This window comes from Neobacillus sp. FW104-15D2, assembly GCF_058790155.1.
The window spans coordinates 53,433-79,871 of sequence record NZ_JBYTCJ010000007.1; the positions used below are offsets into that span (position 1 = coordinate 53,433).

A 26,439-nucleotide genomic window follows, 5' to 3' on the forward strand; every position below is an offset into this window, starting at 1 on the left:
CGCTTGGTAAAAGGAGCTTATAATCATGTTTTTGGGTAATATGTATTTAAAAAGAAGAATGGGGTGGGGAATTTAATGAAGGTCGAGATTGACGGAAATAGCCTGGAGCTTATAATCGGCGATATTACAATACAAACAACGGATGCCATTGTAAATGCAGCCAATGGAACTCTTTTAGGAGGAGGCGGGGTAGATGGAGCGATCCACCGGGCGGCCGGAAGTGAATTACTTGAAGAATGCAAACAGATTCGCAGTGAGGTTTTAAACGGCAATTATTTACCAACCGGAGAGGCGGTAATCACGAAAGGATATCATCTTCCTGCTAAGTTTGTTATTCATACAGTCGGGCCTGTGTGGAGTGGAGGTACAAATAATGAAGAAGAACTTTTGTCCAGGTGCTATCAACATTCCTTGCAGATAGCAGCAAAACAAGGGTTAAGAAGTATTTCGTTTCCATCCATCTCAACGGGAGTTTATCGTTTCCCGGTGGAACAGGCAGCTTTTATCGCCATGAGGGAGATTACGAACTTTTTAAAAAAGCGGCAGTTCGGAGAAGTCGTCATGGTCTTATTTTCTAAAAATGATTGCATGGTATATGAGATGGCGTTAAATAAGGTGTTAGGGAAGTGACGTGAATTGATTCATTTAGCATTACTCGGTGCCTGGCATGTACATACATGAATTTGATATTGATGCTGCGATTTCCCTTACAGTCTGATTGAATGTGCTTATGAAACAGTGAGGGAAGGGAGAACTGTTCACTTTTAAATTGTTTTACTAGAGACTTATGGTCAAAAATCGTTGGTTATTCCTATTATTAGTAGCTTGGTATTTTCACAGGCGGTTCGGTCAGGCGAAAAAGGAGGCTTAATAATTTTGAAACTTCGTTGTGCGATACTTGATGATTATCAGAATGTTGCCATGTCTATGGCGGACTGGTCATCCATTTCAGACAAAGTAGAGGTAAACACTTTTACTCAGCATTTTCATAATGAGGATGACCTTGTCAATCATATAAAGGATTATGAAATTTTAGTCATTATGCGGGAACGAACTGCTTTTCCTGCAGAGGTACTAAAACGTTTACCGAAATTGAAATTGCTGATTACGACTGGCATGAGAAATTCATCCATTGATCTGAATGCAGCATCGGAACTGGGAGTGATTGTTTGTGGAACGGCCAGTAATTCCGAGCCTCCTGTGGAGCTGACCTGGGCACTAATCCTAGGCCTTGCCCGGAATATCGTTCCTGAACATCAGGCAATTCGAAACAATGGGCCCTGGCAAAGCTCGGTTGGGAGAGACCTTTACGGGAAAAAGCTAGGTCTGTTGGGGCTGGGGAAAATCGGAAGCCGGGTGGCGCGTGTTGGTCAGGCTTTTGGGATGGGTGTTTTGGCATGGAGTCAGAACTTGTCCAAATTTCAAGCTGATGAACTAGGTGTTCGTTTGGCATCATCGAAGGAGGAGCTGCTAGAAACAAGCGACTTCGTTTCCATTCATCTTGTTCTTAGTGACCGGACAAGGGGACTAATAGGTAAAGAGGAATTAAAAAGAATGAAACCGTCTGCTTATCTAATCAATACATCCAGGGCAGCGATCGTGGATAATTTGGCCTTAAATGAGGCCCTCCGCAATAACTGGATCGCAGGTGCCGGACTCGATGTGTTTGAAAACGAACCTTTACCGTATAACGACGAATTAAGGGAGCTGCCCAATGTTCTCACAACACCGCATTTAGGGTACGTAACACAAAGAAATTACTCCACTTTTTATCAGCATGCTTTAGAAGATATAAAGGCTTTTCTATCGGGTGAGCCTATTAGAAGATTAAAATAAAATCCATTTCATTAAAGCTCCGTACAGGGGCGCTTTCTTATGGTAAAGTATTTTGAATTTGAAAGCAGTTTACGTGTTAATTTTTATAATCAGCGGTAATATGTGCTAAACAAAGCAGGGACAGCAAGACGACCATACATAACGATTCTATATTTTAGGAAAAATAACTAAATTATAGCCAAATGGCTAACTAATGAATGGAGGGCTTTATTATGACGTTAAAAGGAAAACGCGTGGTTGTTTTAGGAGGTACTTCTGGTATTGGATTGGCTGTTGCCAAAGCATTTCTTGATGAATCAGCTCAAGTGGTTATTGCCAGCCGTTCTGCTTCAAAGCTATCCGAGGCAAAACAAGTGCTTGGGGGAACTGTAGAAGGATATGAAATCGATTTTCGCAGTGAGGAAAAGCTGTCGGAGTTTTTCGGAAAAGTGGGTGCATTTGATCATCTTGTGGTAACAGCAGGAGAAGGTGCTATGGGTCACTTTAGCGAATTAGCGGTAGCCAGTGCAAAGGAAGCTTTTGACAGTAAGTTTTGGGGACAATATATATCCGTCCGTGCTGCACTACCGTATTTAAAAGATGAGAGCTCTATCACGTTAACCTCTGGTGTATATGGTATCCGCCCATCTATGGGTGCGACTACTTTGGCCGCGATAAACTCAGCAATTGATGGATTGGCCCGGGGACTTGCGATAGACCTGGCTCCTATCAGGGTAAATGTAGTTTCACCAGGAATCGTTGATACTCCCGTTTACGCCGGAATGCCGGAAGAACAGCGCGAGCAAATGTTCAGCGGTATCGCACAGAAGCTTCCGGTTGGGCGCATTGCCCAGCCTCAGGACGTAGCAGAATCCTATGTTTACTTAGCAAAAAATGGAGTTACAACAGGAACAGTCGTTGTAATTGATGGAGGAGCCCATTTGGTTTAAATGAAGATTTAGTTTCCTATTAAAAAAAGGTGGTTATAGGGAGAGGGTATGGCCACCTTATTAAAAATCTGTAACCAGCACCATGTTTGAGCAAAATTCGTAATACCCATTACACAAATTAGAAAGGGTTGATTATGAATGAGTTTGCAGGACGAAAAGAAATTAGCAAACATAAAAACGGCCATTAAAAACCGTGTTGTAACATTTCATGATGGAACTTCTGTGCCTTGTATAGGACAAGGAACCTGGAACATGGGAGAGAAACCTCAGCTGAAAGAAATGGAAATCAAAGCTTTACAGCTCGGAATAGATTTAGGCATGACTCTTATAGATACGGCGGAAATGTATGCAGATGGCGGGGCTGAACTAGTTGTAGGTGAGGCAATTAAAGGACGCAGAGATGAAGTTTTTTTAGTATCGAAAGTATATCCTCATAATGCGGGTTTAGATATGATTGAAAAAGCGTGTGAAAACAGTTTAAAACGATTGGGAACCGACCATTTAGATCTATATCTTTTGCACTGGAGAGGCCGTGTTCCACTAGCAGAAACGATTGAAGGCATGGAAAAACTGCGGAAGGATGGAAAAATAGTAAGGTGGGGAGTTTCCAATTTTGATACCGCTGATATGGAAGAGTTAAGGAATACTCCTAACGGAAAAAACTGTGTGACAAATCAAGTCCTTTACCATCTGGGTTCGAGGGGGATTGACTATGATCTTTTGCCATGGCAGCAAGAGAATAAAATGCCAATTATGGCTTACAGCCCTCTAGCTCAGGGAGGATCGTTAAAAACAGCTGCTCACCGATCCAACCATTAAACAAATTGCAGAAAAATACAATGTACAGCCTCTACAAATCGCTCTTGCCTGGACAATCCGTTCAAGCAATTGTATTGCTATTCCAAAAGCGGTTCAAGAAGCACATGTGCTCGCTAATGCGGAAGCGGCAACGATTGAATTAACAGAAGAGGATCTGAATAGACTTGATCAGGTATTTCCGATGCCGTCAAAAAAAGTTCCTTTGGATATGATTTGAGTATAGATTATATTTGATAAGGCTGCAGGTTTATTAGCATTTAATCTATGCTTACTCAATAAACGATACTAGAAATGACGTATGAATTGGCATACGTCATTTTTTGTTTTTAAGGTTGTATTAAAGCAATTTGGTGATTTTTTGATTTTGTAGATTGGGGTGAAAAGTGAGCGCCGTGAGCGGAAATTAGCAGTCGTTGTGAAAAATTTTTAAATAGCATCTATATTAGCGGAGCGGTTTTAGTAGTAAAGTCCCATTTTTCTAAATTATCTAACTTTTTAATTGAAGTTTAAAAAATATAGGATAAAATAAAGAAAGGTAAAATGTTAACGTTTTCATAACTGGTTGGTTAAAAAGTTTTAAAATATTAATATTTTACTGGACTACCAATTTAAGCTGACCCTAAAAATGTTAACGTTAACATTTTTGAGTGAGGATGGTGATAGAGTAATATATTCCGAACGAAAATTGCACAAAATTAAGTAACATAAAATTAGGAGGGCGTTTTATGAAATTAAAGAAGAAAGTTTATTCAATAGCAGCACTAAGTCTTGCTCTGGGTTGCTCTACATTCCTGCCATATGGATCCACGTCCACAGCAGCAGCTTCTTCACAACAAGTGTCGGTCGATAAAAAGGCCCCAACGGCTCCTATTCATCTAAATGCCTATGCATCAACATATAAATCTATAAGCCTTATCTGGGATAAGTCTACTGATAACAATGGAATAGCATCCTATGATATCTTTGCGGATGGTAAGTTAGTCGGAAGCTCAACACCAAATGAATATGGAATGGCTATGACAAACTTTACCATAAAAGACTTGAAACCAAATACAATGTATAGTTTCAAGGTTGTGGCTAAAGATGCTGCAGGAAATCATTCTAACGAGAGCGCGCATGTAAATGTTAGAACGGATGTATTAGGTAAAGTATTTAATGTTAAAGATTTTGGAGCAAAAGGTGATGGTGTTACAAAAGATACCGCCGCCATTCAAGCAGCCATTGATGCGGCAGCTGCTAGTGCAAACAGTCTTGTAGTACTTCCTGCAGGTACATATTATTCCGCTCCTTTAAGTTTAAAAAGCAATATGACATTCGAAATTCAAAAGGATGCAACCCTCCTTGGAAGTCGCGACAAAGCTGACTATCCAGTTATCCAAGACCGTTGGGAAGGAACTACATTCAACTCTTATCAAAGCTTGATTCAATCCCAAGGTGTTAAAAATCTTAAAGTCATTGGTGAAGGAACGGTTGATGGAAATGCGGGCCCAATTAAAGCTGAGAAAGCAAACGGAACCGATGAATTTGGTTTTCCTTATAAAAAGGTAAACCTAGCAGGAACATATGACTATAACAATGGAAAATATGATCCTGATACAAGTGGTACTTCAACTGTATACTTTAACATGGGACTATGGTGGGATAATCCGAAAGCAACCAATCCAGCTTCACAAATTGCTCGGCCTAGATTAGTTCAATTCATGAATTCTGAGAATGTTCTCCTTCAGGGCCTAAAGATTACGAATTCACCATCCTGGACAATTCAGCCTTTATACAGTAATGATGTAGTCATTGATAGTGTAAACGTTAAAAACCCCGCTATCCCCGTTGATGCACCAAACACTGATGGAGTTGATCCTGATTCTGTTGATGGTTTAAAGATTTTTGGTTCTACATTTGATGTTGGTGATGACGCTATCGCGATTAAATCTGGTAAAGATGCTGAAGGCCGCCAAATTGGAAAACCAAGCCAAAACATCGAAATCAGAAACAATATTATGAGACACGGACATGGCGGCGTTACAATCGGCAGTGAAATGTCCGGTGACGTAAGAAACGTTGTAGCAAGAGATGACATCTTTGACGGAACCGATATTGGTATTCGTATGAAAACCCTCCGCGGACGTGGCGGCACCATTGAAAATCTTACATTTGACAATATCATAATGAAAGATATTGCTGGCGATGCATTCAATATTAACTCTAACTATACATCTAATGGAGTTCCGCTTCCTTACACAGGGATAATTGATGAAACAACACCTTCTATCAAAAATATCACAATTGAGAATATCAATTGTGAAGGAGCCCAAGAAGCTTCCTTCTTCCAAGGCCTTGAAGAAAGTCCGGTTGATGGCCTAGTAATGAAAAACGTCACAGTTCATGCTAATAAAGCTCTGTATTTCCAATACGTAAAGAACATTACGATGGAAAATGTAAACATAAACGATGGTGAAATGTTCCAGCCAGGCAGCATATATGAAAATCTTAAAATTATTCAGTAATTAATAGGTTCATATAAAAAAACACGTGTTCAGGACGGTTTCCCGTTTCTGAATACGTTTTTTTTGTTTTAATCACAATTCGAGTTTTACAAGCTGCAAAAAGTAAGGGCTAATCTACACAAGAGGGAAGTGATTCTACAAAAACAAAGGACCAATCTACATTACTAGATTTGATCTACAAAAACCAAACCCTAATCTACAAAAAGAAAGCTTTAATCTACAAAAGAGAGAGCCGGTTCTACAAAAATGAAGTGCCAATCTACAATACTAGGTTTGTTCTACAAAAGCCAGCCTCTATTCAACAAGCAGAAAAATGTTAACGTTAACATTTTTGTTTACAATCAAATTCTGATTTGTTAGACTAAAAACAAGAACATTGTTAACGTTCACAAATTATATAATAGGATGGTGTAAAACATGGTTGCTTTTATGGGTAATAATTTTTTATTGAAAAATGAAACCGCTGTCAGTTTGTATCACGAATATGCAAAGGATATGCCGATCATTGATTACCATTGCCATTTGAGTCCAAAGGAAATCTATGAAAATAAAAAATTTAAAAATATAACCGATACCTGGCTTTATGGTGACCATTATAAATGGAGAGCTATGAGGGCGAATGGAATAACGGAGGATTATGTAACCGGCGGAGCAAGCGATTATGAGAAATTTATGGCTTGGGCAAGGACAGTGCCAATGACTATCGGCAACCCTCTGTACAACTGGACACATTTGGAGCTTCAGCGCTTTTTTGGGATTTATGACATTCTCAATGAGGAAAGTGCTCCGCAAATTTGGGAGAAGGTTAACGCGCAGCTAAATGGCGATGACTTCCGAGTCAGGGAATTAATCGTTAAATCCAATGTAAAGGTGATTTGTACGACTGATGATCCAGTAGACAGCTTGGAATATCATCAATTGTTAAAACAAGAAAAGGATTTCCCTGTTAGTGTCGTTCCTGGATTCCGTCCGGACAAAGGGCTCGAAATAAACCGTGAGGGCTTTCTTGCCTGGGTTGGTAAGCTGGAGAAAGCTTCCGATCTAACCATTAAAAGTTATAACGAATATTTATCGGCTCTTGAGAGCAGGGTCCGCTTTTTCCACGAAAACGATGGCAGGGTGTCTGACCATGCTTTGGACTCCATGGTGTACGAGGAAGCATCCCTGGAGGAAGTCTCTGAGATTTTTGCAGCACGCTTAACCGGTGTAAATGTTTCCCTTGAGGACGAAAAGAAATTTAAGACCTATACCCTCATTCACTTAGGAAAGCTCTATGGTGAACTTGGCTGGGCGATGCAATTCCATATTAATGCTCACAGGAATAATAATACTAAAATGTTTAAGCAATTGGGCCCTGACACAGGATATGACTCTATGAATGATGATCAGATTGCCAAGCCTCTTGTACGGATTCTCGATGCACTTGACCAGGCAGACAGGCTGCCAAAGACCATTCTTTATTCATTAAATCCAGGGGATAATTTTACTATTGCCAGCATCATCAACAGTTTCCAGGACGGAAAAACTCCCGGCAAGATCCAATTTGGTACGGCATGGTGGTTCAATGATACAAAGGAAGGAATGTTAGATCAATTGAAGGCCCTGTCAAATGTTGGTCTATTTAGCCAGTTCATCGGGATGCTGACTGACTCAAGAAGCTTTCTTTCTTATACAAGGCATGAATATTTCCGCCGGATTGTCTGCAACCTGATTGGGGAGTGGGTCGAGAACGGTGAAGTTCCTGAAGATATGGAGTTGCTCGGCAAAATTGTCCAGGGTATATCCTATTACAATGCCAAGGAATATTTCGGCTTTGAAATCCCTGAGACTTCTGGCCAGCTTTCAGCAAAGTAAGCCATTTTCAAGTGGAGAGCTGCAGGATTTACGATATAATGAATCCATATAATATGCAGCGAAAAAGGAAGATCAAATGATGGTTACGATAAAAGATATAGCTAAAATGGCTAATGTATCACATACAACTGTATCAAGGGCTCTTAATAACAGCCCTTTGATTAAAGAGCCAACTAAAAGGAAAATCCTTGAGCTTGCCGAACAGCTGAACTATACACCAAATGTAAATGCAAAAAGCCTTGTTATGCAAAAGTCGCATACAATAGGTTTGTTCTTAACGAGCATAAGTGAGGGGACATCCTCAAGCTTTCTTGCAGATACGATAAAAGGTGTTAACAGCGTGATTAGTCAGGATTATAATCTTTTCATCCGCGGGATTGATGATTATAAGGATTTTTCTAGTATTAATCGCCAAAGATTCGACGGCATCATTTTAATGAGCCAAAGTGTACAGGATAATCAATTCATTTATCATGTTCTGCAAAAGGAAATCCCGCTTGTCGTTCTTAACCGGGAAGTAGAAGAAGAACAGGTTATTAATATTTTGAGCAACGATGAAGACGGTGCCCGGAAGGCAGTGGATTATCTGCTTGACTGCGGACACCGGGATATAGCGATCATTGAAGGGACGCCAAGCTTTAAGTCATCCCAGAAACGTAAAGAGGGCTATATTAAGGCATTAGTTGAGCGGGATATTCCGATAAAAGGTTCTTATTCCGTACAAGGAAACTATGATGTGGAAAGCGGTTATCTTGCCATGGAGAAGCTTCTGGAACTAGATAAACCTCCTACTGCTGTTTTCTGTTCGAATGATGATATGGCCATCGGTGCCATGAAAGCGATATTCGGAAAAGGGTTAAAGGTTCCTGAGGACATATCTGTTGCTGGTTTTGACGATATAGGCTTTACACAGTACACATCTCCAAGATTGACAACTGTCAAGAGGCCTGTTGAAGAAATTAGCATTTATGGGGCAAAAAAAATTCTTTCTCTTGTGCTCGGGAAACATCAGGAAGCAGAAAAGATTTTTGCAAAAACAGAACTTGTTATAAGGGACTCCGTTAAAAAAATCTAGATGTCATGAAATCCTTCGTGGGTTTCTGCAGAAAAATGTTAACGTGTGCACAAATGAATGGCGAAGGGAGAAGTTGATTATGAAATTATTAAATAAAGAGATCTGCCCAGATTTTCGTCATTACCCTGAAAGGATCCTTCAATTCGGAGAAGGCAACTTTTTAAGGGGATTCGTGGACTGGCAGGTTCAGGTACTAAATGAAAAAACCGATTTTAACGGAAGTGTTGTCGTTGTTCAGCCGAGGGGATCTGAGAAGATTGAAAGGGTCAACCGCCAGGATGGACTTTTCACCCTTTACCTTCAGGGGATTAAAGATGGGAAACCAGTGAATGAACATAGGGTCATCAACTCCATCAGCAGGGGGATTAATTTACAGACGGACTATCAGGATTATATCGAATTGGCTGGCAAGGAAGAACTGCGCTTTATTGTCAGCAACACGACAGAAGCAGGAATTGCTTTTAATCCTGAAGATAAATTGGAAGATCGTCCGCAGAAAAGTTTTCCGGGAAAGCTGACAGCATTTCTTTATTATCGTTTTCAGGCTTTTAGCGGTGACGAACAGAGAGGCTGCATTATCATTCCGTGTGAACTCATTGAAAACAACGGTGAAAAACTGAAGGAAATTGTTCTTCAATATGCAAAGGAATGGGACCTCGGACAGGGATTTACGGACTGGGTCGAAAATGCCAATACTTTTTGCTCCAGCCTGGTGGACCGGATTGTTCCCGGATTTCCGGAAGATACAATGGATGAAAAAACGGCTGAACTCGGGTATAAAGACGATTTGTTGGTCGTGGGAGAACAATACCACCTTTGGGCCATTCAAGGCCCCGAATGGCTAAAAAAGGAGCTTCCTGTGTCAGAAACGGGTCTGAACACTCTGATTGTAGATGATTTGGCTCCTTTCCGTACAAGAAAGGTCAGAATTTTAAATGGCGCCCATACTGCAATGACTGCAGTGGGCTACCTATATGGACTCGACACAGTTGAAGAAGCTGTAAATGATCCGGAGGTTGGTCAATTTATCAGAGGCCTCATTTCGGATGAAATTATCCCTACATTGGAAGGTCCAAAGGAAGAACTTACAACTTATGCTAACGAAGTGCTTAGCAGATTTGCGAACCCATATATCAAACACTATTTGATGAGTATTTCTCTAAATTCCATATCGAAGTTCCAGGCAAGAAATCTTCCTGCACTCTTGGATTATGTGAATAAATATAATGCCCTTCCAAAACGGATGGTTTTTGCCCTAAGCTCTTTGATTTATTTTTATCGTGGCAAACGTGGCCAGGAGGATATTGCCCTTCAGGACAGCCCGGAGGTATTGGAATACTTTAAGACATTTTGGGAGCAATTTGACAACAGTGAATCTGATTTCGGTGAATTGTCCAAAAAGGTTCTTAGTGAACAGACACTATGGGGAATGGATCTTGCAGAGGTTCCGAATCTTTCGGAGGGGGTTTCTGAAAACCTCCAAAGTATTCATAAAAATGGAATCGCCCTGGCCCTAAAAGAACTAATGGATACGGCTATTTTTCAGGAGGGGTTTAAATGAAGGATTTTCTCCAAATCAATGAAAAAGATAACATTGTCCTTGCGTTGAAGGATTTAAAAAAAGACACACAATTAAATGTAAACGGAATCATTGTTCAGTTGAAAGAGGATATATATCGAGGACATAAAATTGCCTTAAAAGAGATCAAGGAACATGAGGATATTGTTAAGTATGGATATCCAATCGGTCACGCAATAAACCCAATCGCAGCGGGTGAAATCGTCCATACCCACAACGCCAAAACAAATTTATCCGGGACCGAGGAATACCATTATAATCCTGTTAATACAGAGATTCGTTATGAGAATGAAAATAGAACCTTTAAGGGCTTCAAAAGGAAAAATGGACGTGTCGGAATCCGTAATGAACTTTGGATTGTGCCAACTGTTGGATGTGTAAACGGAATAGCAGAAAAAATCATAAAACGATTTGAGAAGCACGTAGGGGACATTGCCCCGTTTGATAATGTACTAGTTTTGAAGCATAGCTACGGCTGTTCTCAGCTGGGAGATGACCATGAAAACACGAAGCAGATTCTGCTGAATGCCGTAAATCATCCGAATTCCGGAGGAGTGCTCGTTCTCGGACTCGGCTGTGAAAATAACGAATTGCCTGCGTTCCAAAAAGCACTTGGAAAAGTGGATGAACGAAGAGTCAAATTCCTCGTGTCACAGGCGGTTTCGGATGAAATTGAGGAAGGCTTCAAGCTGGTCATGGAAATCTATGAAAATGCTAAAAATGACAAAAGGGAAGACATCCCGCTGTCAGAGCTTAAGATTGGTTTAAAGTGCGGCGGCTCCGACGGATTCTCAGGAATTACAGCCAATCCTCTGCTGGGAAGATTTTCCGATTACCTGATTGCCCAGGGAGGGACAACAGTATTAACAGAGGTTCCTGAAATGTTCGGTGCTGAAACCATTTTAATGGAACGCGCTGCAAACGAAGAGGTTTTTCATAAAGTTGTCGATTTAATCAATGACTTTAAAGACTATTTCCTTCAGCATGAGCAGCCAGTCTATGAAAATCCCTCACCAGGCAACAAGGCAGGGGGAATCACGACCTTGGAGGATAAGTCGCTCGGGTGTACGCAGAAGGCGGGAACTTCCACTGTTGTTGATGTTTTAAAATATGGCGAGGTTTTAAAGGCGAATGGCCTTAACCTTCTAAGCGCTCCTGGGAATGACCTGATTGCATCGACGGCACTTGGTGCTGCAGGCTGCCAGATGGTTCTCTTTACAACAGGTCGTGGAACGCCATTTGGAACCTTTGTTCCAACTATGAAGATCTCAACCAACACCCAAATTTATGAGGCAAAGCCGCATTGGATTGATTTCAATGCAGGAATTCTCCTTGAAGATGGGGTATCAGAAACGCAGGTAACACAAGATTTTATTGATTATATCATTAAGGTAGCAAGCGGCGAATTTGTTAACAATGAAAAAAATGACTTTAGAGAAATCTCAATTTTTAAAAGCGGGGTAACTCTTTAACTCTATTAAATATATGAAATGCCAGCCAAAGGAGGCAAACATGAAAAAATTAAAGGTATTAACCAGACTATCAGATTGTGGAGTAGTAGCTGTTGTCAGAGCTGACTCAAAGGAAGAAGCAGTTAAGATTTCGGATGCCTGTGTAAAAGGCGGCATTATGGGGATTGAAGTAACCTTCACAATTGCGGGGGCAGAAGGGGTTATCCGGGAGCTTGCTTCCTATTATTCCGACCAGGCCGAGGTCGTAATTGGGGCAGGTACTGTCCTTGATGCTGCGACTGCTAGAATCGCGATCCTGGCAGGAGCTCAGTTTATTGTCAGCCCCGCTTTTGACAAAGACACAGCAAAGCTTTGCAATTTATACCAGGTTCCATATATGCCTGGGTGTATGACAATTACTGAAATGAAAACCGCACTCGAATATGGTGTAGATATCTTAAAACTGTTCCCAGGGAACGCGTTTGGGCCAGAGTTTGTAAAAGCGGTAAAAGCCCCGCTTCCTCAGGTAAATATTATGCCTACCGGCGGAGTCAGCCTAGAGAATACCGCGCAGTGGATTAAAAATGGCTGCGTAGCTGTTGGAGTAGGAGGAAATCTTGTCGCTCCAGCCAAAACCGGTCAATTTGAAAAAATAACCGAAATAGCAAGGCAATATGTTGAAAAAGTTCAGGAAGCAAGAGAGGGATTGTAATGAAAAAGGTTGTCACTCTAGGGGAAATCATGCTTCGTTTTTCGACAGCTTCGGGAGAAAGACTGGCCCAAGCAGATGAGTTAACGGTAAATTATGGAGGAGCAGAGGCAAACGTCGCTGTTTCCCTCTCTCACTTCGGTTTCGATTCTTATTTTGTCAGTAAGGTGCCTGAGAACCATTTAGGAACAGCAGTCGAAAGGCATTTAAGGTCAAATGGTGTGCATACAGATTTTCTGTTAAAGGGCGGGGAGCGCCTTGGTACGTATTATCTTGAAACGGGCATAGGAGAAAGAAGCCCGCAGGTTATATATGACAGGAAGTACTCTAGCTTTTCGCAAATGAACGCAGAGGAAATCAGGTTGGAAGAAGTATTAAAGGATGCTTCATTGCTTCACGTATCAGGAATCACTTTGGCCCTATCCTCAGAGCTGAGGGAGCTTGTTCTTTCCGTACTAAAAAAAGCGAAGGAGTATGGTGTCAAAACCAGCTTTGACTTTAACTATCGTGCCAAGCTATGGAGCCAGTATGAGGCTGGCCAGGCAATCCTGCCGCTGCTTCCATACATCGACATTTGCTCATTTGGAAAATTGGATGCCATTCATCTGCTCGGCATGGCTTCACCAAATCAGCCGCTTTCACAGACAGAAGAACTGAAGTACTTTTATAAAAAGTTCTCGCAAGAATATCCGAATATCCAGTATATCAGCTCGACATTTCGCAGTGTGAAATCAGCTTCAAGTAACGACCTGCAGGGCAATCTTTTTGCAAATGGCGAGCTATACCAGTCAAAGGTCCACCAAATTGAACCGATTGTCGACCGTGTCGGCGGCGGGGATGCATTCGCTGCAGGTATTTTGACTGGGATTCTAGAAGGATGGGAGCCAGAGCAAACCATTTCTTTTGCAACCGCCGCTTCTGCTTTAAAGCATACAGTTCATGGCGATTGCAATGTTTTTTCAAAAGATGAGGTGGCCGGCTTTATCAATACCGAATCAGGCAAAATAGTTCGTTAAAAAATTTTTCAGTACAAAGGAGAAATGTGAATGGAAACACGTTATGCAATCCACCCTGAGGATATGAAAAGATATACTACGGATGATTTAAGAAGAGAATTTCTTGTTGATACCCTATTTGAGGCCGGAAGGATCCATTTAACCTATACACATAATGATCGTATGATTTTTGGCGGCGTTACTCCTGCGGAAAAAGAGCTAACAATAAAACTCGACAAGGAATTAGGAGTTGAATACTTCCTTGAGCGCCGGGAGCTTGGAATTATCAATATCGGCGGCGAAGGAATGGTAATCCTCGATGGAACTGAATATGACATGCAAGGCAGGGATGGTTTATACGTAGGAAAAGGCATAAGGGATGTAAGATTCCGTTCGAAGGATAGTAATAATCCTGCCAAATTCTATATCAACTCTACTCCTTCACACCATTCTTATCCAACAGTAAAAATCGATATCAACAAGATTACACCTTTAGAAACTGGCGAGCCAGGGACCTTGAATGAGCGCAAAATTTATCAGTATGTCCATCCTAATGTGTGTGAGAGTTCGCAGCTCCAAATGGGACTTACAATGCTTTCCCCAGGGAGTGTATGGAACACCATGCCATGCCATACTCATGAACGCCGCATGGAGGTTTACCTCTATTTCGATATGGAACCGGATACACGTGTATTCCACTTTATGGGAAGGCCTGACGAAACAAGGCATTTAGTTATGAAAAACGAGCAGGCAGCCATCTCCCCAAGCTGGTCCATTCATACTGGTACAGCAACAAGCAATTACACCTTTATCTGGGGCATGTGCGGAGAAAACATAACTTACAGCGACATGGACCATGTGAAAATGGAAGAATTGCGATAATCAATTAAGGCTGCTGGACCTATTGGAAATATGCTGAATGGAGGTAATGAAATGAGTAATGGACTAACATCATTCTCGCTAGATTTCTTTAATCTGAAAGGAAAAGTGGCCATTGTTACGGGAGGGAACCGGGGCCTGGGTCAGGCTTATGCCGTTGCACTTGCAAAAGCCGGGGCTGACCTGTTTGTTGTTTCACGAAGTGAGGACTGGCAGGAAACGAAGAATTTAATTGAAGAAACAGGAAGGCGCGCTGTGTTTTTTCAGGCCGACCTAAGTGACAGGCATAAAGTGAAACAGGTTGCGGCGGAATGCCAAAAGGTATATGGAAGGATTGATATTCTTGTCAATAATGCGGGGACGATTCGCCGAGCACCTATTACCGAGTACAGGGAGCAGGACTGGGATGATGTCATGGAAGTGAACATCAATTCTGTCTATCTCCTAAGCCAGGAAACAGCAAAAGTAATGGTCGAACAAAAATCCGGAAAAATCATTAACATTGCCTCCATGCTGTCCTTTCAGGGCGGGAAATTCGTGCCTCCATATACAGCAAGCAAGCATGCTGTTGCTGGTCTTACGAAAGCTTTTGCAAACGAGCTGGCTGAATACAATATCCAAATAAACGCTATTGCACCGGGATATATTGCAACAGATAATACCGCACCTATCCGTTCAGATGAAAAACGCAATGCAGAAATCCTTTCCCGGATTCCGGCTGCCCGATGGGGAGAGACTGCTGACCTAATGGGAGCGGTAGTGTTCCTGGCAAGTGATGCATCTAACTACATGATCGGGCATATTCTGGCCATTGACGGCGGCTGGCTGGCGAGATAATGGGGCAAAACGTGTTTGCATGAAAAGGCAAAATCAAGGGTCTGTCCGGAAAGCTTTTAGAAGCCTTTACCGGAAGACTTTTTATATTTAGGTGTAACAACTTTTTAAGAGTTTCAATTTTAGAAATTAGTACGTCTTGCTTATCACATGCCAGCTAATAAATTGAGATTTAGGCGTAAAGCAGATCAATAAGAAGCCTGCCTGCTTTCCTCTGCCGCATTTTGTGGTTTTCCTTCCTAGCTTGGCTGTTTGGGAAAATAACAGTTGGAAAGAATAATAATCCGGATGTTAAGGAAAAAGGAGGATTATTTTTGGCTTTCTTATTATACTTTGCTACACCCTTTATAGCTGCTTTTATTGTTTTTGGCCCCCATTTATTCATGAAAAAATCAGTCATATCTAAAAATAAAACTCAGTACTATGCTGTTTTGGAGCAGCTTGAAAAGGACTCTAAAAATGAGCAATTAAAATCAAAAGCCTGGGAATTGGGCCGTGAATTTTACGCATCTGCAAGAGTTACCGGCAAAGCTACTGATTTCGATGAAGCAATAATAAAATGTGAAATCATTGCATCCTGTGAAATGAATGAAATATAAAATTCAGTTTGATTATAGAGTTAAAAAATTAATTAATCTTACATTCAATGAAGAGAAAGGAGTGTCAGTATCATATGTTTATTCAAGGTAATCTGGTGAAACCAGCAGAGGCAGGAGAAGGAGCCGAACGTAAACTTTTGAGTCGAGGCGGCAGTCTTATGATGACAGAAGTTACATTTGAAAAAAACGCAGTAGGTGCCATACATTCACATCCCCACGAACAAATCAGCTATATTGTTCAGGGCAGTTTTGAATTTAATTTAGATGGTGATATTCAAATCGTCAGAAAGGGAGATAGTATCTATATCCCTTCCAGTATAAATCATGGAGTTAAAGCACTAGAAGACGATTCAATAATCCTCGATGTCTTTACGCCGCAAAGAGAGGATTTTGTTTACTAGATTACTATTGTCATATGAAGAAAAAAGTTTAATAGAGAATAGCAATAACTCTCTTATATTGATAGGGGGACAAAGATATGAAAATGGTATTCAGATGGTATGGAGACGGGAATGACCGCATTCCCCTTCGTCATATCAGGCAAATTCCGGGAGTAGAAGGCGTGGTGTGGTCTCTTCATGATTTAGCAGCAGGTGAAGAATGGCCAATGGAAAGAATTTTGGAAGTGAAAGAACAAGCCGATCAATGCGGTTTGAATATCGAAGTTGTAGAGAGTGTTAATGTTCATGAAGATATTAAATTAGGGCTTCCTACTAGAGATATTTTCATTGAAAATTATAAACGGACGATTGAAAAACTTGCAAAAGTGGGTGTTAAGGTTATTTGTTATAATTTTATGCCTGTATTTGATTGGACTAGGACTGAACTATTTAAGGAAATGGAAGATGGATCTACAGCACTGTTTTTTGAAAAAGCGAAAATAGAGCAAATGGATCCTATGGAACTAGTAGAAAAAATTGCTGGGAATCCTGCATTTTCGATGCCTGGATGGGAACCTGAGCGTCTGAAGTATCTTTCGCAGCTGTTTGAAGCTTATAAGAACGTTTCAACGGAAAATTTGTGGGAAAATCTGCAGTATTTCTTAGAGAAAATCATTCCTGTTGCTGAGGAAAATGATATAAAAATGGGCATTCATCCGGACGATCCGCCATGGCCAATTTTTGGGCTGCCAAGAATTATCACAAATAAAGAGAACATCCGGAGATTATTGAACCTCGTTGATAGTCCTTATAACGGAGTGACGCTTTGCAGCGGTTCTTTAGGAGCTAATCCTAATAACAATATTGTTGAAATGATTGAAGAATTTGCCGACCGTATTCCTTTTGCCCATATCCGTAATGTAAAAACATATGAAAATGGGGATTTTATCGAAACCTCCCATCGAACCTGTGATGGCAGCGTGGATATTTACGGTATCGTTAAGGCTTACCATAGCAAAGGATTTACGGGATATGCCAGACCAGACCACGGAAGACATATCTTTGATGAAGAATGCAGGCCGGGTTACGGACTATATGACAGGGCGTTGGGGATTATGTACCTTTGGGGGATTTGGGATTCCTTACAGAGAATGAAGCAGGAGGAATTGCGATGCTAAGTATACATAAAAATCTGCAAGGAAAGGTAGCTGTTATTACTGGTGGCAGCGGTGTTCTTTGCAGTGCCATGGCAAAAGAGTTAGGAAGACAAGGCGTAAAAGTTGCTATCCTTAATAGGAATGCTGAAAAAGGTGAGATGGTTGCAGCAGAAATTATAGCTGCCGGCGGAGAGGCGATTGCTCTTTCATGTAATGTATTAAATGTTGAAGAGGTCAGGAAATCGGAGGAATTAATTGTTGAAAAGTGGGGGTCCTGTGACATCCTTATCAACGGTGCAGGTGGAAACCATCCTGACGGAATAACAACGAACGAAACATTAAAATTTGAGGATTTGGAAAATAAAGACCTCAAAACCTTTTTTGATTTAACGCCTGAAGGATTTGGTTTTGTGTTTAACTTAAATATACTTGGAACACTCATTCCAACTCAGGTGTTCTCTAAGAAAATGGTGAACCAAAAGGGTGCTGTTATAATTAATATGTCTTCGATGAGTGCACCAAGCCCAATGACCAAGGTTCCGGCATATAGTGCAGCGAAAGCTGGGATTGACAACTTGACCCAGTGGCTCGCGGTTCATATGGCTGAGGTGGGAATAAGGGTAAATGCAATTGCCCCCGGATTTTTCTTAACCGAGCAAAATCGCAAGTTGTTGACAAATGAAGATGGTTCTTTAACTGAAAGATCAAATAAAATTATCTCTCATACCCCTATGAGGAGGTTTGGAGAGCCGGAAGATATCCTTGGCACTCTTCTCTGGCTGGCGGATGATAGCGCCTCCGGATTTGTTACTGGTATCACAGTTCCGGTTGATGGTGGTTTTATGGCTTATTCAGGTGTTTAAATTTGGATTAAAGTAGGGAAGAACGGAAGCTTATTTCGTTCTTTTTTAGTTATTCAAACATGTTAAATGTCAGGACTAAAGTGGCCTCGGGGAACTAGGCCGGAAATTTGACTGGATTCTGGATCCGTCTGAAACGAGCAAATTAGATTAGCGAATATAAAAAATCATCCTTAATAAAGTCTTAGAAAAATAGGTGAAACAAAAAAATAGAGTGAAAGTTGTCGATTTTTAGAATTTTTATATAACTACCTAAAAATAATACAAAAAAAACTAAAACTAGCAAGGTTTTATATAGGAATGAAAACCTTTACAATTAAGTTATGAAAGCACTTTCAATGTTGAAAAGGAAAGGTTTTGATATTAAAGGAAAAGAGGGGAGGACAATTATGAAAGGGCTTAAACGTATCTGTTTAATGATTGATAGTCTTTTTGAGAAAGTAGCAATAGGTTCACTTATACTCATGATTATTATAGTTACACTACAAGTTTTTACACGTAAACTATTTAACTTTGTTTTATTTTGGTCAGAGGAAGTTACTCTTTTATTACTATGCTGGTTTTCATTTATGGGTATCGCCATAGGTGTGCGAGAAAAACTGCATTTATCAATTGAATCCTTTACTGCAAAACTTCCACCGGTTGCTAATATGGTAATTGATAAAATCGTGTTACTTTCTACCATGGCGTTTGGATTTTATTTACTAAAATACGGCTGGGATTTTACAGTTTTAATGGGGGATTCTACACTGCCCGCTACCAAGTTATCCAACGGCTGGGAATATGCTGTTATGCCAATAACAGGTTTTATGATGATAATTTACGCTTTCCTGCAGTTAATTGGCATCGATACGAGACGACACAATATTGAAGGAGGCGGGCACTAAAGATGGATTCATCAACCATTGCTATTATCATTCTAGTGGCAAGCTTTGCTCTCATGCTTATCTTCCGGTTCCCGGTTGCACTAGCATTAGCTGGCTCCACGGTTCTTACTTTAATATATCTACATATCCCGCTTGAAGTCATTGGCCAACGGATGATTCAAGGAATCAATTCATTCGCACTGCTGACAATCCCATTTTTCATTTTGGCAGGTCAATTAATGAATGAAGGTGGTTTGGCTGTCCGCTTAATCAACCTGGCAATGCTGGCGGTTGGACGGGTCCGTGGCGGTTTGGCCATGGTTAATACCCTAGCCTGCCTGATGTTCGGAAATATCTCTGGATCTGCTGCCGCAGACGTATCGTCAATCGGATCTGTTATGATTCCAATGATGAAGAAAAAAGGATACAGCACCGAGTTTGCAACAGGGTTAACCACAGCTGCAGCGATTCAGGGTGTTGTTGTACCACCAAGCCACAACCTAATTTTATATTCACTTGCTTCTGGTGGAGTATCTATTGCAGCGTTATTTATGGCCGGTGTAGTTCCGGGAATACTTATCTGTATTACTCTTATGATTGCGAGCAGAATTTTAGCGATTCGCCAAGGATTCACCCAAACGCAAGTTGTTGACCGTAAAGATGTCCCTAAAGTGATCAAAGAAGGAATAATCTCAGTTATGCCTGTAGCCATTATACTCGGCGGGATTTTTTCAGGATGGTTTACTGCATCAGAATCAGGGGCTATTGCGGTATTGTATGCAATCATTGTCACCTTTTTCTACTTCAAGGAGATTCCATTCAGCAGAATGGGAGGTATCCTAATCCGGACGTTCCGGACGGTTTCCATGGTTTTATTTCTGATAGCTTCTTCCAATGCATTAAGTTATGTGCTTGCATTCTTGAGAATACCATCACTTGTTACAGATTCCTTATTGGGTATATCAGACAACCCAATTATTGTGCTATTAGTTATTAACGTTTTGCTTCTCGTTCTTGGATGTGGAATGGATATGGCACCGCTTATCCTGATCATGACTCCAATCCTGCTTCCGGTTGTTCAATCACTTGGTATGGACCCTGTTCATTTCGGTATCATTCTAATGCTGAACTTGGGAATTGGTCTTTTAACTCCTCCGGTTGGAACAGTTTTATTCATTGGATGTGCGATAGGCGGCATCCCTATATTAAAAGGGGCGAAGGCGATGGCGCCGTTTGGTCTGGTACTAGTTGTTGCCTTGATGGTATTTACTTACGTACCTCAAATTTCATTGTGGCTGCCTCGTTTATTAGGCCACTAAAACACATTTTTAAAAGTTATATATCAAAAATGAAAATCAGGGAAGGGGATTATTATGAAAAAATCACCAAAACGTTTATCGGTTGTAATAGGTGCAGTACTTGGATCAAGTTTAGTTCTTGCCGCTTGCGGTGGAAACGGGGATGCTGCGAAAACATCTGGAGGATCAAAATCTGCTTCAGAGGGAAAAACATTGTCATTCCGATTAGCTGACGCTCACCCGGATAACTATCCAACAGTATTAGGGGATAAGAAATTTGCTGAGCTAGTTAACAAAAAATCGAATGGCCGTATTAAAATCGATGTGTTTGCGAATGGACAACTTGGAGATGAGAAATCTGTTATTGAACAGGTTCAATTGGGTGCAGTTGAATTTACACGTGTAAGTACTGGTCCATTGGCAGAATTCAGCAAGCCTTTAGGTATATTCAGTCTTCCTTATATCTTTGATAGTGCTGAACACGAATGGAAGTTCTTAGAGAGTGATAAAGGGGAAGAATTACTAAAAAGTTTAGAGTCATCTAAAATGGAAGGGCTTGCCTATTATGATTCTGGTGCCCGAAGCTTTTATTCAACTAAACCTATTAAGAATGTTGATGACTTAAAAGGTCAAAAAATCCGTGTACAACAGAACCAAATCAATATTGATCTAATGAATGCACTTGGTGCAAATGCGACTCCAATGGCTTATGGGGAAGTATTCAGTTCACTACAGACAGGTGTAATTGATGCTGCGGAAAACAACGCACCAAGTTATGTATCCGCGAACCACTATCAAGTAGCCAAGAATTTAATTTTAGATGGTCACCAAAGGGTGCCAGAGGTTGTATTGGCGAGTAAAGCTGTTTGGGATAAACTGAGCGATAAGGACAAAAAAATAATTCAGGAAGCTGCAAAAGAATCTGTTGACACTGAACGTAAAGAATGGGATAAAATGGAGAAGGATTCAGAAGCCAAAATTAAAGATTCTGGAGTAACCATTGTTAAGGTAAAGGATATTAAACCTTGGCAGAAAAAAGTTAAACCAGTTATCGATAAGTATCGTGCTGACTATGGCGACATTCTGGATGCAATCGATAAAGCTAGAAAATAATGATAATATAAATAATGGAAGAGGCTATGCCGTAATTAGTTCAATTATGGGTAGTCTTTTCCTTTTTCCATTCTCATCTCGAAACCAAACAGAGGATAAGGTGAACCATGCAACCATTTAAAAGAAATGCAGTCGAACGGCTAATACGGACGCTGCTTATGAAAGATCAGTCGTTAGTCCGCAAGCTGTTCGTTTTTTCTGCACTTCTTGTTGTCATACCTATAAGTTTTATTGGTCTTTTTTCCTATGAGAAATCTTCACAAGTACTTGAAAATGAAGCACGCTCCTATAGCTGGCAAATAATAAGACAGGTAAATACACATATTGAGTACTATGTAGGAGATTTCGAGATTGAGATATTAAAAATTTTAAACAACCAGACCATTGATCAATTCCTGCAAATGAATACCTCGGAGGAATTAGAGTCAAGCGGAATGACGGACAATATAAAGCATGCGTTGCAAAATGCAGCCTATTCCAGGTCAGATATAACCAATATTACAGTCTATTTGAACCAAGTTGGTTTGGTAGACTCCCAGGATGTCCGATTCAACCGTGGACATCCCATTGAGCCATTTCAAACGCAGCTTTTTCAAAGAATCCTGCCAGATACAGCCGAACCTGTTATTTTTACTCGGACACTCGCTGATGGTGAGAAAAAGGAGTATGTCATATCCATTGCAAGAAGATTATTTAGTCCTAAAACCTTAAAACCTATTGGCTTTATTGTTTTGGATGTAAACTTTAAACGATTTAAGGAAATTGCAAGCCAGGTCAATATTGGCCATTCAGGATTTATGTATATTGTGGATTCACAAGGGAATTACGTCTACAATCCCAATTTTCCTAAATTAGGAAAAAAAGCGACTCTTCAACACATGCAAGACATTCTCCACAGGGAAAGCGGCTCTTTTGTCACAACTGGCAAGGACAAAAAATTATTAACCTATAGCCATTCGGGGTTTCTTGGCTGGACAGTCATTACTTCCATTCCATATAAAGAGCTCATACAAAGTTCTATTTATATTAGAAACACCATTTTTATTACGGTTATATTAACCTTGTTATTTGCCGCCATCTTTGGCACTGGGTTGGCCAGCAGTATCATCCAGCCAATAAGGTCGCTCCAAAAAATGACGAAGCGGGTGGAAGAAGGAGACTTTAGTGGTCAAGTAAAGGTCATGACAAAAGACGAAATTGGAAAACTTTCAAGTGGATTCAATAAAATGGTAAACCGTTTAAATGAACTGGTAAATGAAATTTATCTTTCCAAAATTCGTGAAACGGAAATGCTGTTTCGACAAAAGGAAATAGAGCTTAAAGCGCTTCAAGCACAAATCAATCCGCATTTTTTATTTAATTCCCTAGAGACGATACGGGGAATGGCATTAGAGCGTGAGATGGATGACATTTCTGAAATTTCTGCTTCATTGGCTAAATTGTTGCGATATAATATTAATAATAAATCACAAACAGTTACGCTAGCGGAAGAAATTCTAAACACGAAAGAATACTTGCGAATACAAAAGTATCGTTTTGGTGAAAAGTTCGAGTACGAATTTTCAATCCCGGACTGGGCAAGAAATCAAGAAATTGTAAAATTCTCTATTCAGCCAATCGTTGAAAATTCGTTTAAGTATGGGATTGAACCATCCTGTGGACTTTCAAAGATTACTATAAAGGCAGCACAGGAGAAAGATGGTGCTTACATCGTTAGTATTCAGGACAACGGTATGGGCATTTCTCAGGAGAAGCTGGAAGAAATCAGCAAGAATTTAATACAGAAGGATGTTATTGAAGGCGGACCAGGGATTGGCCTCCTAAATGTACACCGAAGAATAGTGAATCTTTTTGGAGAAGAGTACGGAATCAGCATCCGAAGCAGCGAAGGAAAAGGTGCGATTGTAAGTATTCGCTTGCCGCTGAATACTGATTTTAAATAAGGACTCTTCATGCTCCTAATATTCATTTTTTGCTAGCTTTTGCTCAAGCAATTTCGTTTAGACTTCCTGGAGGTGAAAGCGTGTACAAGTTACTCCTTGTTGATGATGAGAAATGGGTGCGTGCCGCACTTAAGCATACGATAGTTAAGACTGGACTTTCCTTTGAGATTGCGGGCGAATGTACCAATGGATTGGAAGCTTTAGATTTTTTAAGGAACCATTCTGTAGATCTTATTATGACTGACGTACGAATGCCAGTAATGGACGGAATATCCTTCGTCACGGCTATTGCAAATGAGGAGCATCAGATTGACTGTATTATGGTCAGTGGCTACGATGATTTTGAATACGTTCAGCATGCCTTGCGTTCAGGCGTATTTGATTACCTGCTTAAGCCAGTAGAACTGGAGGATATGAAAGAATGCTTGGAAAAATGGGAAAATCATTACTCTAAAAAGAAACCGATTGATCTCCAGGAAGGGACATACGCCCTAGAAGTGGATCCTTCGGAATTGTCCCCTGTAGAAAGAGTCATTCAATACGTGAAAAGCAGAGCACCTGGAGAAGTCACTTTAACAGAAGCTGCAGCATGTGTGCATTTAAATCCAAGTTATTTAAGCAAGTTATTTAAAGACAAAACCGAGCAAAACTTCATGGACTTTGTGCTTGATATCCGTATGAAAGAAGCAAAAAAGCTTTTAGAACGCACCTCCCTAAGGATAACTGAAATAACCGATCGGCTTGGTTATTCGGATATTACGTATTTTAGTAACGCGTTTAAGCGTAAAACAGGGGTGACGCCCTCTGAGTATCGAAAGCGCTTACGGCAAATCTAGTACGGTAGAAGAAGAAAAATAATGTATAACTAGTATTTATTTTTTCATTCTCTAAGCCGTGGGTTTAGTTTAAAAAGGTTCATATATAAAGAAAACTCGCCAAAACTATGGCGAGTTTTTGCTATTTTATTAGCCCAACACTAATGTGAGAACTACTATTTTTGGAACAGTTTTTTAGAAAAACGGAACCTTTTTAACCAGGCAGATTCTTTTTATTTCATTAGACTATTCGTTCATACTGAATGAAATTTTTAAAAATAAATCATAAAACGACAAAATAATAAATTGAAATATCAGACTATTAATATTATAATTTAATTGTATCCTGTCGACAGCCGACATCGATAAAGTTATAAATACAGAGATTGTTAAGATAGCAGGAAAGAGAGGTGAACAAAAAATGTTTGATACCAGTCCTATACAGAAGCCGGTTCCTTATTACCAGCAAATTCAGCAGTCAATAAAGGAAAGTATTTTTAACGGAGTTTACAAACCAGGGGACCGATTATATGAAGTTCAAATTGCTAAACAGTACAATATTAGCCGAAGTCCAGTTCGGGAAGCGATTCGTGCTCTTGTGATTGAAGGTTTGTTGGTAATGGATGAGAAATCGCAAATATCCGTCTACAAACCTACCTTAAAGGATGTAAGAGATATTTATGAATGCAGGACTTCTCTTGAGTCAACGGCGGTTGCATTAGCAACGGATCGTGTGACATCCAAGCAGCTTCAGGAGCTTGATGTAACGTTAAAAGCCACAGCGGCCGCGATAAAGAATGAAGATGCAGATTCGATTATTGCTAATAATGCCAGGTTTCACGAATTAATCCTTCAGTATTGCGGCAACGAGCGATTGATCAAGATTGTTGGCGACTTAAAGGGCTTAATTAACTATTACCGGGTGCTTAATATTCAAGGTGCAGACCGGGCAAATACCATACTAAAGGGGCACACTGAAATCTTTAAAGCAATAAAGAAAAAGGATCCGGAAAAGGCAGCAGAAAAATTAAAAGAGCATACGGAAGAGGATCTTAGAAACTTGATTCAAATCATTGAACAATTAGGGGAGAGATGATTTTTGAGGATCGTTCACGTTGATCAAATTATTGAAACCGTTGCCAAACTTTGCTGGGAAGCCTGCTATTACCTGCCTGAGGATGTAGTTGCAGGTTTTAGAAGGGCTGAAAAAACAGAGGCTTCTCCTATCGGAAAAAGTATTCTTCAGCAGCTAGTTGAAAATGCAGAAGAGGCCAAAGTGAATCATATGCCTTATTGTCATGATACCGGAATGGCCGTTGTTTTCGTTGAACTGGGACAGGATGTACATGTAACCGGAGGCAGCTTTATGGATTCAATCCAAGAAGGGGTCCGTACCGGCTATCGTGAGGGATACCTGAGAAAATCGGTTGTCGGGGACCCGCTGATTCGTGTGAACACTGGGGATAATACACCAGCAGTCGTACATACAGAAATCGTTCCTGGTGATCAAATCAAAATCACCGTCCTTCCAAAAGGGGGAGGCAGCGAGAATATGAGTGCCATGAAATTCCTGCTTCCAGGAGAAGGGATGCAAGGGGTTAAGAATTTTGTTTTGCAGACGATCAAGGAGGCAGGTGGAAAAGCGTGTCCGCCAGTCGTTGTCGGTGTAGGAATTGGCGGCAGCTTTGATAAGGTAACCTCACTTGCTAAGCATGCGGTGTTAAGGGAAATCGGTGTCCACCATCATGAACCGCATATTGCACTGCTTGAAAAAGAGCTTCTGGAAGAAATCAATAATACAGGGATTGGACCTCAGGGTTTGGGCGGTACCAACACAGCTTTGTGGGTGCCGATTGAGACATTTGCCTGCCATATCACTGCACTTCCTGTTGCCGTGAACATTCAATGCCACGCTGCCCGTAAAAAAACGGCAGTTGTGTAAGG

General features: G+C 40.6%; 23 protein-coding genes and 1 pseudogene. All 24 read left to right on the forward strand.

The features are described from left to right. Positions 1 to 75 precede the first annotated feature (75 nt). The 24 genes and pseudogenes from AC3WR0_RS07690 (at position 76) to AC3WR0_RS07805 (ending at position 26,437) form a co-directional block, all read left to right on the forward strand. The gene (locus AC3WR0_RS07690) at positions 76 to 630 is read left to right on the forward strand and encodes an O-acetyl-ADP-ribose deacetylase (protein WP_492551754.1); all 555 of its coding nucleotides are present in this window, start codon (positions 76 to 78) and stop codon (positions 628 to 630) included. Positions 631 to 876: 246 nt separating this feature from the next. Continuing rightward, positions 877 to 1,836: a D-2-hydroxyacid dehydrogenase family protein gene (locus AC3WR0_RS07695; RefSeq protein ID WP_492551755.1), complete on the forward strand. Its 960-nt coding sequence runs from the start codon at positions 877 to 879 to the stop codon at positions 1,834 to 1,836. 212 nt (positions 1,837 to 2,048) lie between these two features. Next, positions 2,049 to 2,765, forward strand: a complete 717-nt coding sequence (locus AC3WR0_RS07700; protein WP_492551756.1) for an SDR family oxidoreductase — start codon at positions 2,049 to 2,051, stop codon at positions 2,763 to 2,765. Positions 2,766 to 2,903: 138 nt separating this feature from the next. Further along, a pseudogene (locus AC3WR0_RS07705) lies at positions 2,904 to 3,801 on the forward strand (aldo/keto reductase). 508 nt (positions 3,802 to 4,309) lie between these two features. Then, entirely contained in the window at positions 4,310 to 6,088 is a 1,779-nt protein-coding gene (locus tag AC3WR0_RS07710; protein WP_492551757.1) for a glycoside hydrolase family 28 protein, read from the forward strand. A 417-nt stretch (positions 6,089 to 6,505) separates the two neighbouring features. After that, a complete protein-coding gene (gene uxaC, locus AC3WR0_RS07715; RefSeq protein ID WP_492551758.1) occupies positions 6,506 to 7,942 on the forward strand; it encodes a glucuronate isomerase in 1,437 nt (478 codons plus the stop codon). Between the two features lie 79 nt (positions 7,943 to 8,021). Next, entirely contained in the window at positions 8,022 to 9,017 is a 996-nt protein-coding gene (locus AC3WR0_RS07720) for a LacI family DNA-binding transcriptional regulator (protein ID WP_492551838.1), read from the forward strand. A 79-nt stretch (positions 9,018 to 9,096) separates the two neighbouring features. After that, positions 9,097 to 10,578: a tagaturonate reductase gene (locus tag AC3WR0_RS07725; protein ID WP_492551759.1), complete on the forward strand. Its 1,482-nt coding sequence runs from the start codon at positions 9,097 to 9,099 to the stop codon at positions 10,576 to 10,578. After that, positions 10,575 to 12,068, forward strand: a complete 1,494-nt coding sequence (locus AC3WR0_RS07730; RefSeq protein ID WP_492551760.1) for a UxaA family hydrolase — start codon at positions 10,575 to 10,577, stop codon at positions 12,066 to 12,068. Before AC3WR0_RS07725 ends, AC3WR0_RS07730 begins: the two co-directional genes overlap by 4 nt. Positions 12,069 to 12,108: 40 nt before the next feature. Then, complete coding sequence (locus AC3WR0_RS07735) at positions 12,109 to 12,759, forward strand: bifunctional 4-hydroxy-2-oxoglutarate aldolase/2-dehydro-3-deoxy-phosphogluconate aldolase (protein WP_492551761.1); 651 nt, start codon at positions 12,109 to 12,111, stop codon at positions 12,757 to 12,759. Continuing rightward, positions 12,759 to 13,772 (forward strand): PfkB family carbohydrate kinase, encoded by a 1,014-nt coding sequence (locus AC3WR0_RS07740; RefSeq protein ID WP_492551762.1) that lies wholly within the window; start codon positions 12,759 to 12,761, stop codon positions 13,770 to 13,772. The genes AC3WR0_RS07735 and AC3WR0_RS07740 overlap by 1 nt, the downstream gene beginning before the upstream one ends. Before the next feature lie 30 nt (positions 13,773 to 13,802). Further along, a complete protein-coding gene (kduI, locus tag AC3WR0_RS07745) occupies positions 13,803 to 14,633 on the forward strand; it encodes a 5-dehydro-4-deoxy-D-glucuronate isomerase (protein WP_492551763.1) in 831 nt (276 codons plus the stop codon). A gap of 51 nt (positions 14,634 to 14,684) precedes the next feature. Then, a complete protein-coding gene (gene kduD, locus AC3WR0_RS07750) occupies positions 14,685 to 15,467 on the forward strand; it encodes a 2-dehydro-3-deoxy-D-gluconate 5-dehydrogenase KduD (protein ID WP_492551764.1) in 783 nt (260 codons plus the stop codon). 311 nt (positions 15,468 to 15,778) lie between these two features. Further along, complete coding sequence (locus AC3WR0_RS07755; protein ID WP_492551765.1) at positions 15,779 to 16,063, forward strand: hypothetical protein; 285 nt, start codon at positions 15,779 to 15,781, stop codon at positions 16,061 to 16,063. A gap of 74 nt (positions 16,064 to 16,137) precedes the next feature. Beyond that, on the forward strand, positions 16,138 to 16,464 hold the full coding sequence (locus AC3WR0_RS07760) for a cupin domain-containing protein (protein ID WP_492551766.1): 327 nt from the start codon (positions 16,138 to 16,140) through the stop codon (positions 16,462 to 16,464). 77 nt (positions 16,465 to 16,541) lie between these two features. After that, positions 16,542 to 17,621 carry a mannonate dehydratase gene (gene uxuA / locus AC3WR0_RS07765; protein WP_492551767.1) on the forward strand — a complete coding sequence of 360 codons (1,080 nt, stop codon included), beginning with the start codon at positions 16,542 to 16,544 and terminating at the stop codon, positions 17,619 to 17,621. Continuing rightward, a complete protein-coding gene (locus AC3WR0_RS07770; RefSeq protein ID WP_492551768.1) occupies positions 17,615 to 18,463 on the forward strand; it encodes an SDR family oxidoreductase in 849 nt (282 codons plus the stop codon). The genes uxuA and AC3WR0_RS07770 overlap by 7 nt, the downstream gene beginning before the upstream one ends. Positions 18,464 to 18,849: 386 nt before the next feature. Beyond that, positions 18,850 to 19,347, forward strand: coding sequence for a TRAP transporter small permease (locus AC3WR0_RS07775; protein ID WP_492551769.1), 498 nt, complete (start codon positions 18,850 to 18,852; stop codon positions 19,345 to 19,347). 2 nt (positions 19,348 to 19,349) lie between these two features. Beyond that, complete coding sequence (locus AC3WR0_RS07780) at positions 19,350 to 20,645, forward strand: TRAP transporter large permease (protein ID WP_492551770.1); 1,296 nt, start codon at positions 19,350 to 19,352, stop codon at positions 20,643 to 20,645. Between the two features lie 54 nt (positions 20,646 to 20,699). Then, complete coding sequence (locus tag AC3WR0_RS07785) at positions 20,700 to 21,737, forward strand: TRAP transporter substrate-binding protein (RefSeq protein WP_027320916.1); 1,038 nt, start codon at positions 20,700 to 20,702, stop codon at positions 21,735 to 21,737. A gap of 107 nt (positions 21,738 to 21,844) precedes the next feature. Further along, positions 21,845 to 23,680, forward strand: a complete 1,836-nt coding sequence (locus tag AC3WR0_RS07790) for a sensor histidine kinase (protein WP_492551771.1) — start codon at positions 21,845 to 21,847, stop codon at positions 23,678 to 23,680. A gap of 80 nt (positions 23,681 to 23,760) precedes the next feature. Further along, a complete protein-coding gene (locus tag AC3WR0_RS07795; RefSeq protein ID WP_492551772.1) occupies positions 23,761 to 24,516 on the forward strand; it encodes a response regulator transcription factor in 756 nt (251 codons plus the stop codon). Positions 24,517 to 24,916: 400 nt separating this feature from the next. Then, positions 24,917 to 25,591, forward strand: coding sequence for a GntR family transcriptional regulator (locus AC3WR0_RS07800; RefSeq protein WP_492551773.1), 675 nt, complete (start codon positions 24,917 to 24,919; stop codon positions 25,589 to 25,591). A 3-nt stretch (positions 25,592 to 25,594) separates the two neighbouring features. Further along, a complete protein-coding gene (locus AC3WR0_RS07805; protein ID WP_492551774.1) occupies positions 25,595 to 26,437 on the forward strand; it encodes a fumarate hydratase in 843 nt (280 codons plus the stop codon). Positions 26,438 to 26,439 lie beyond the last annotated feature (2 nt).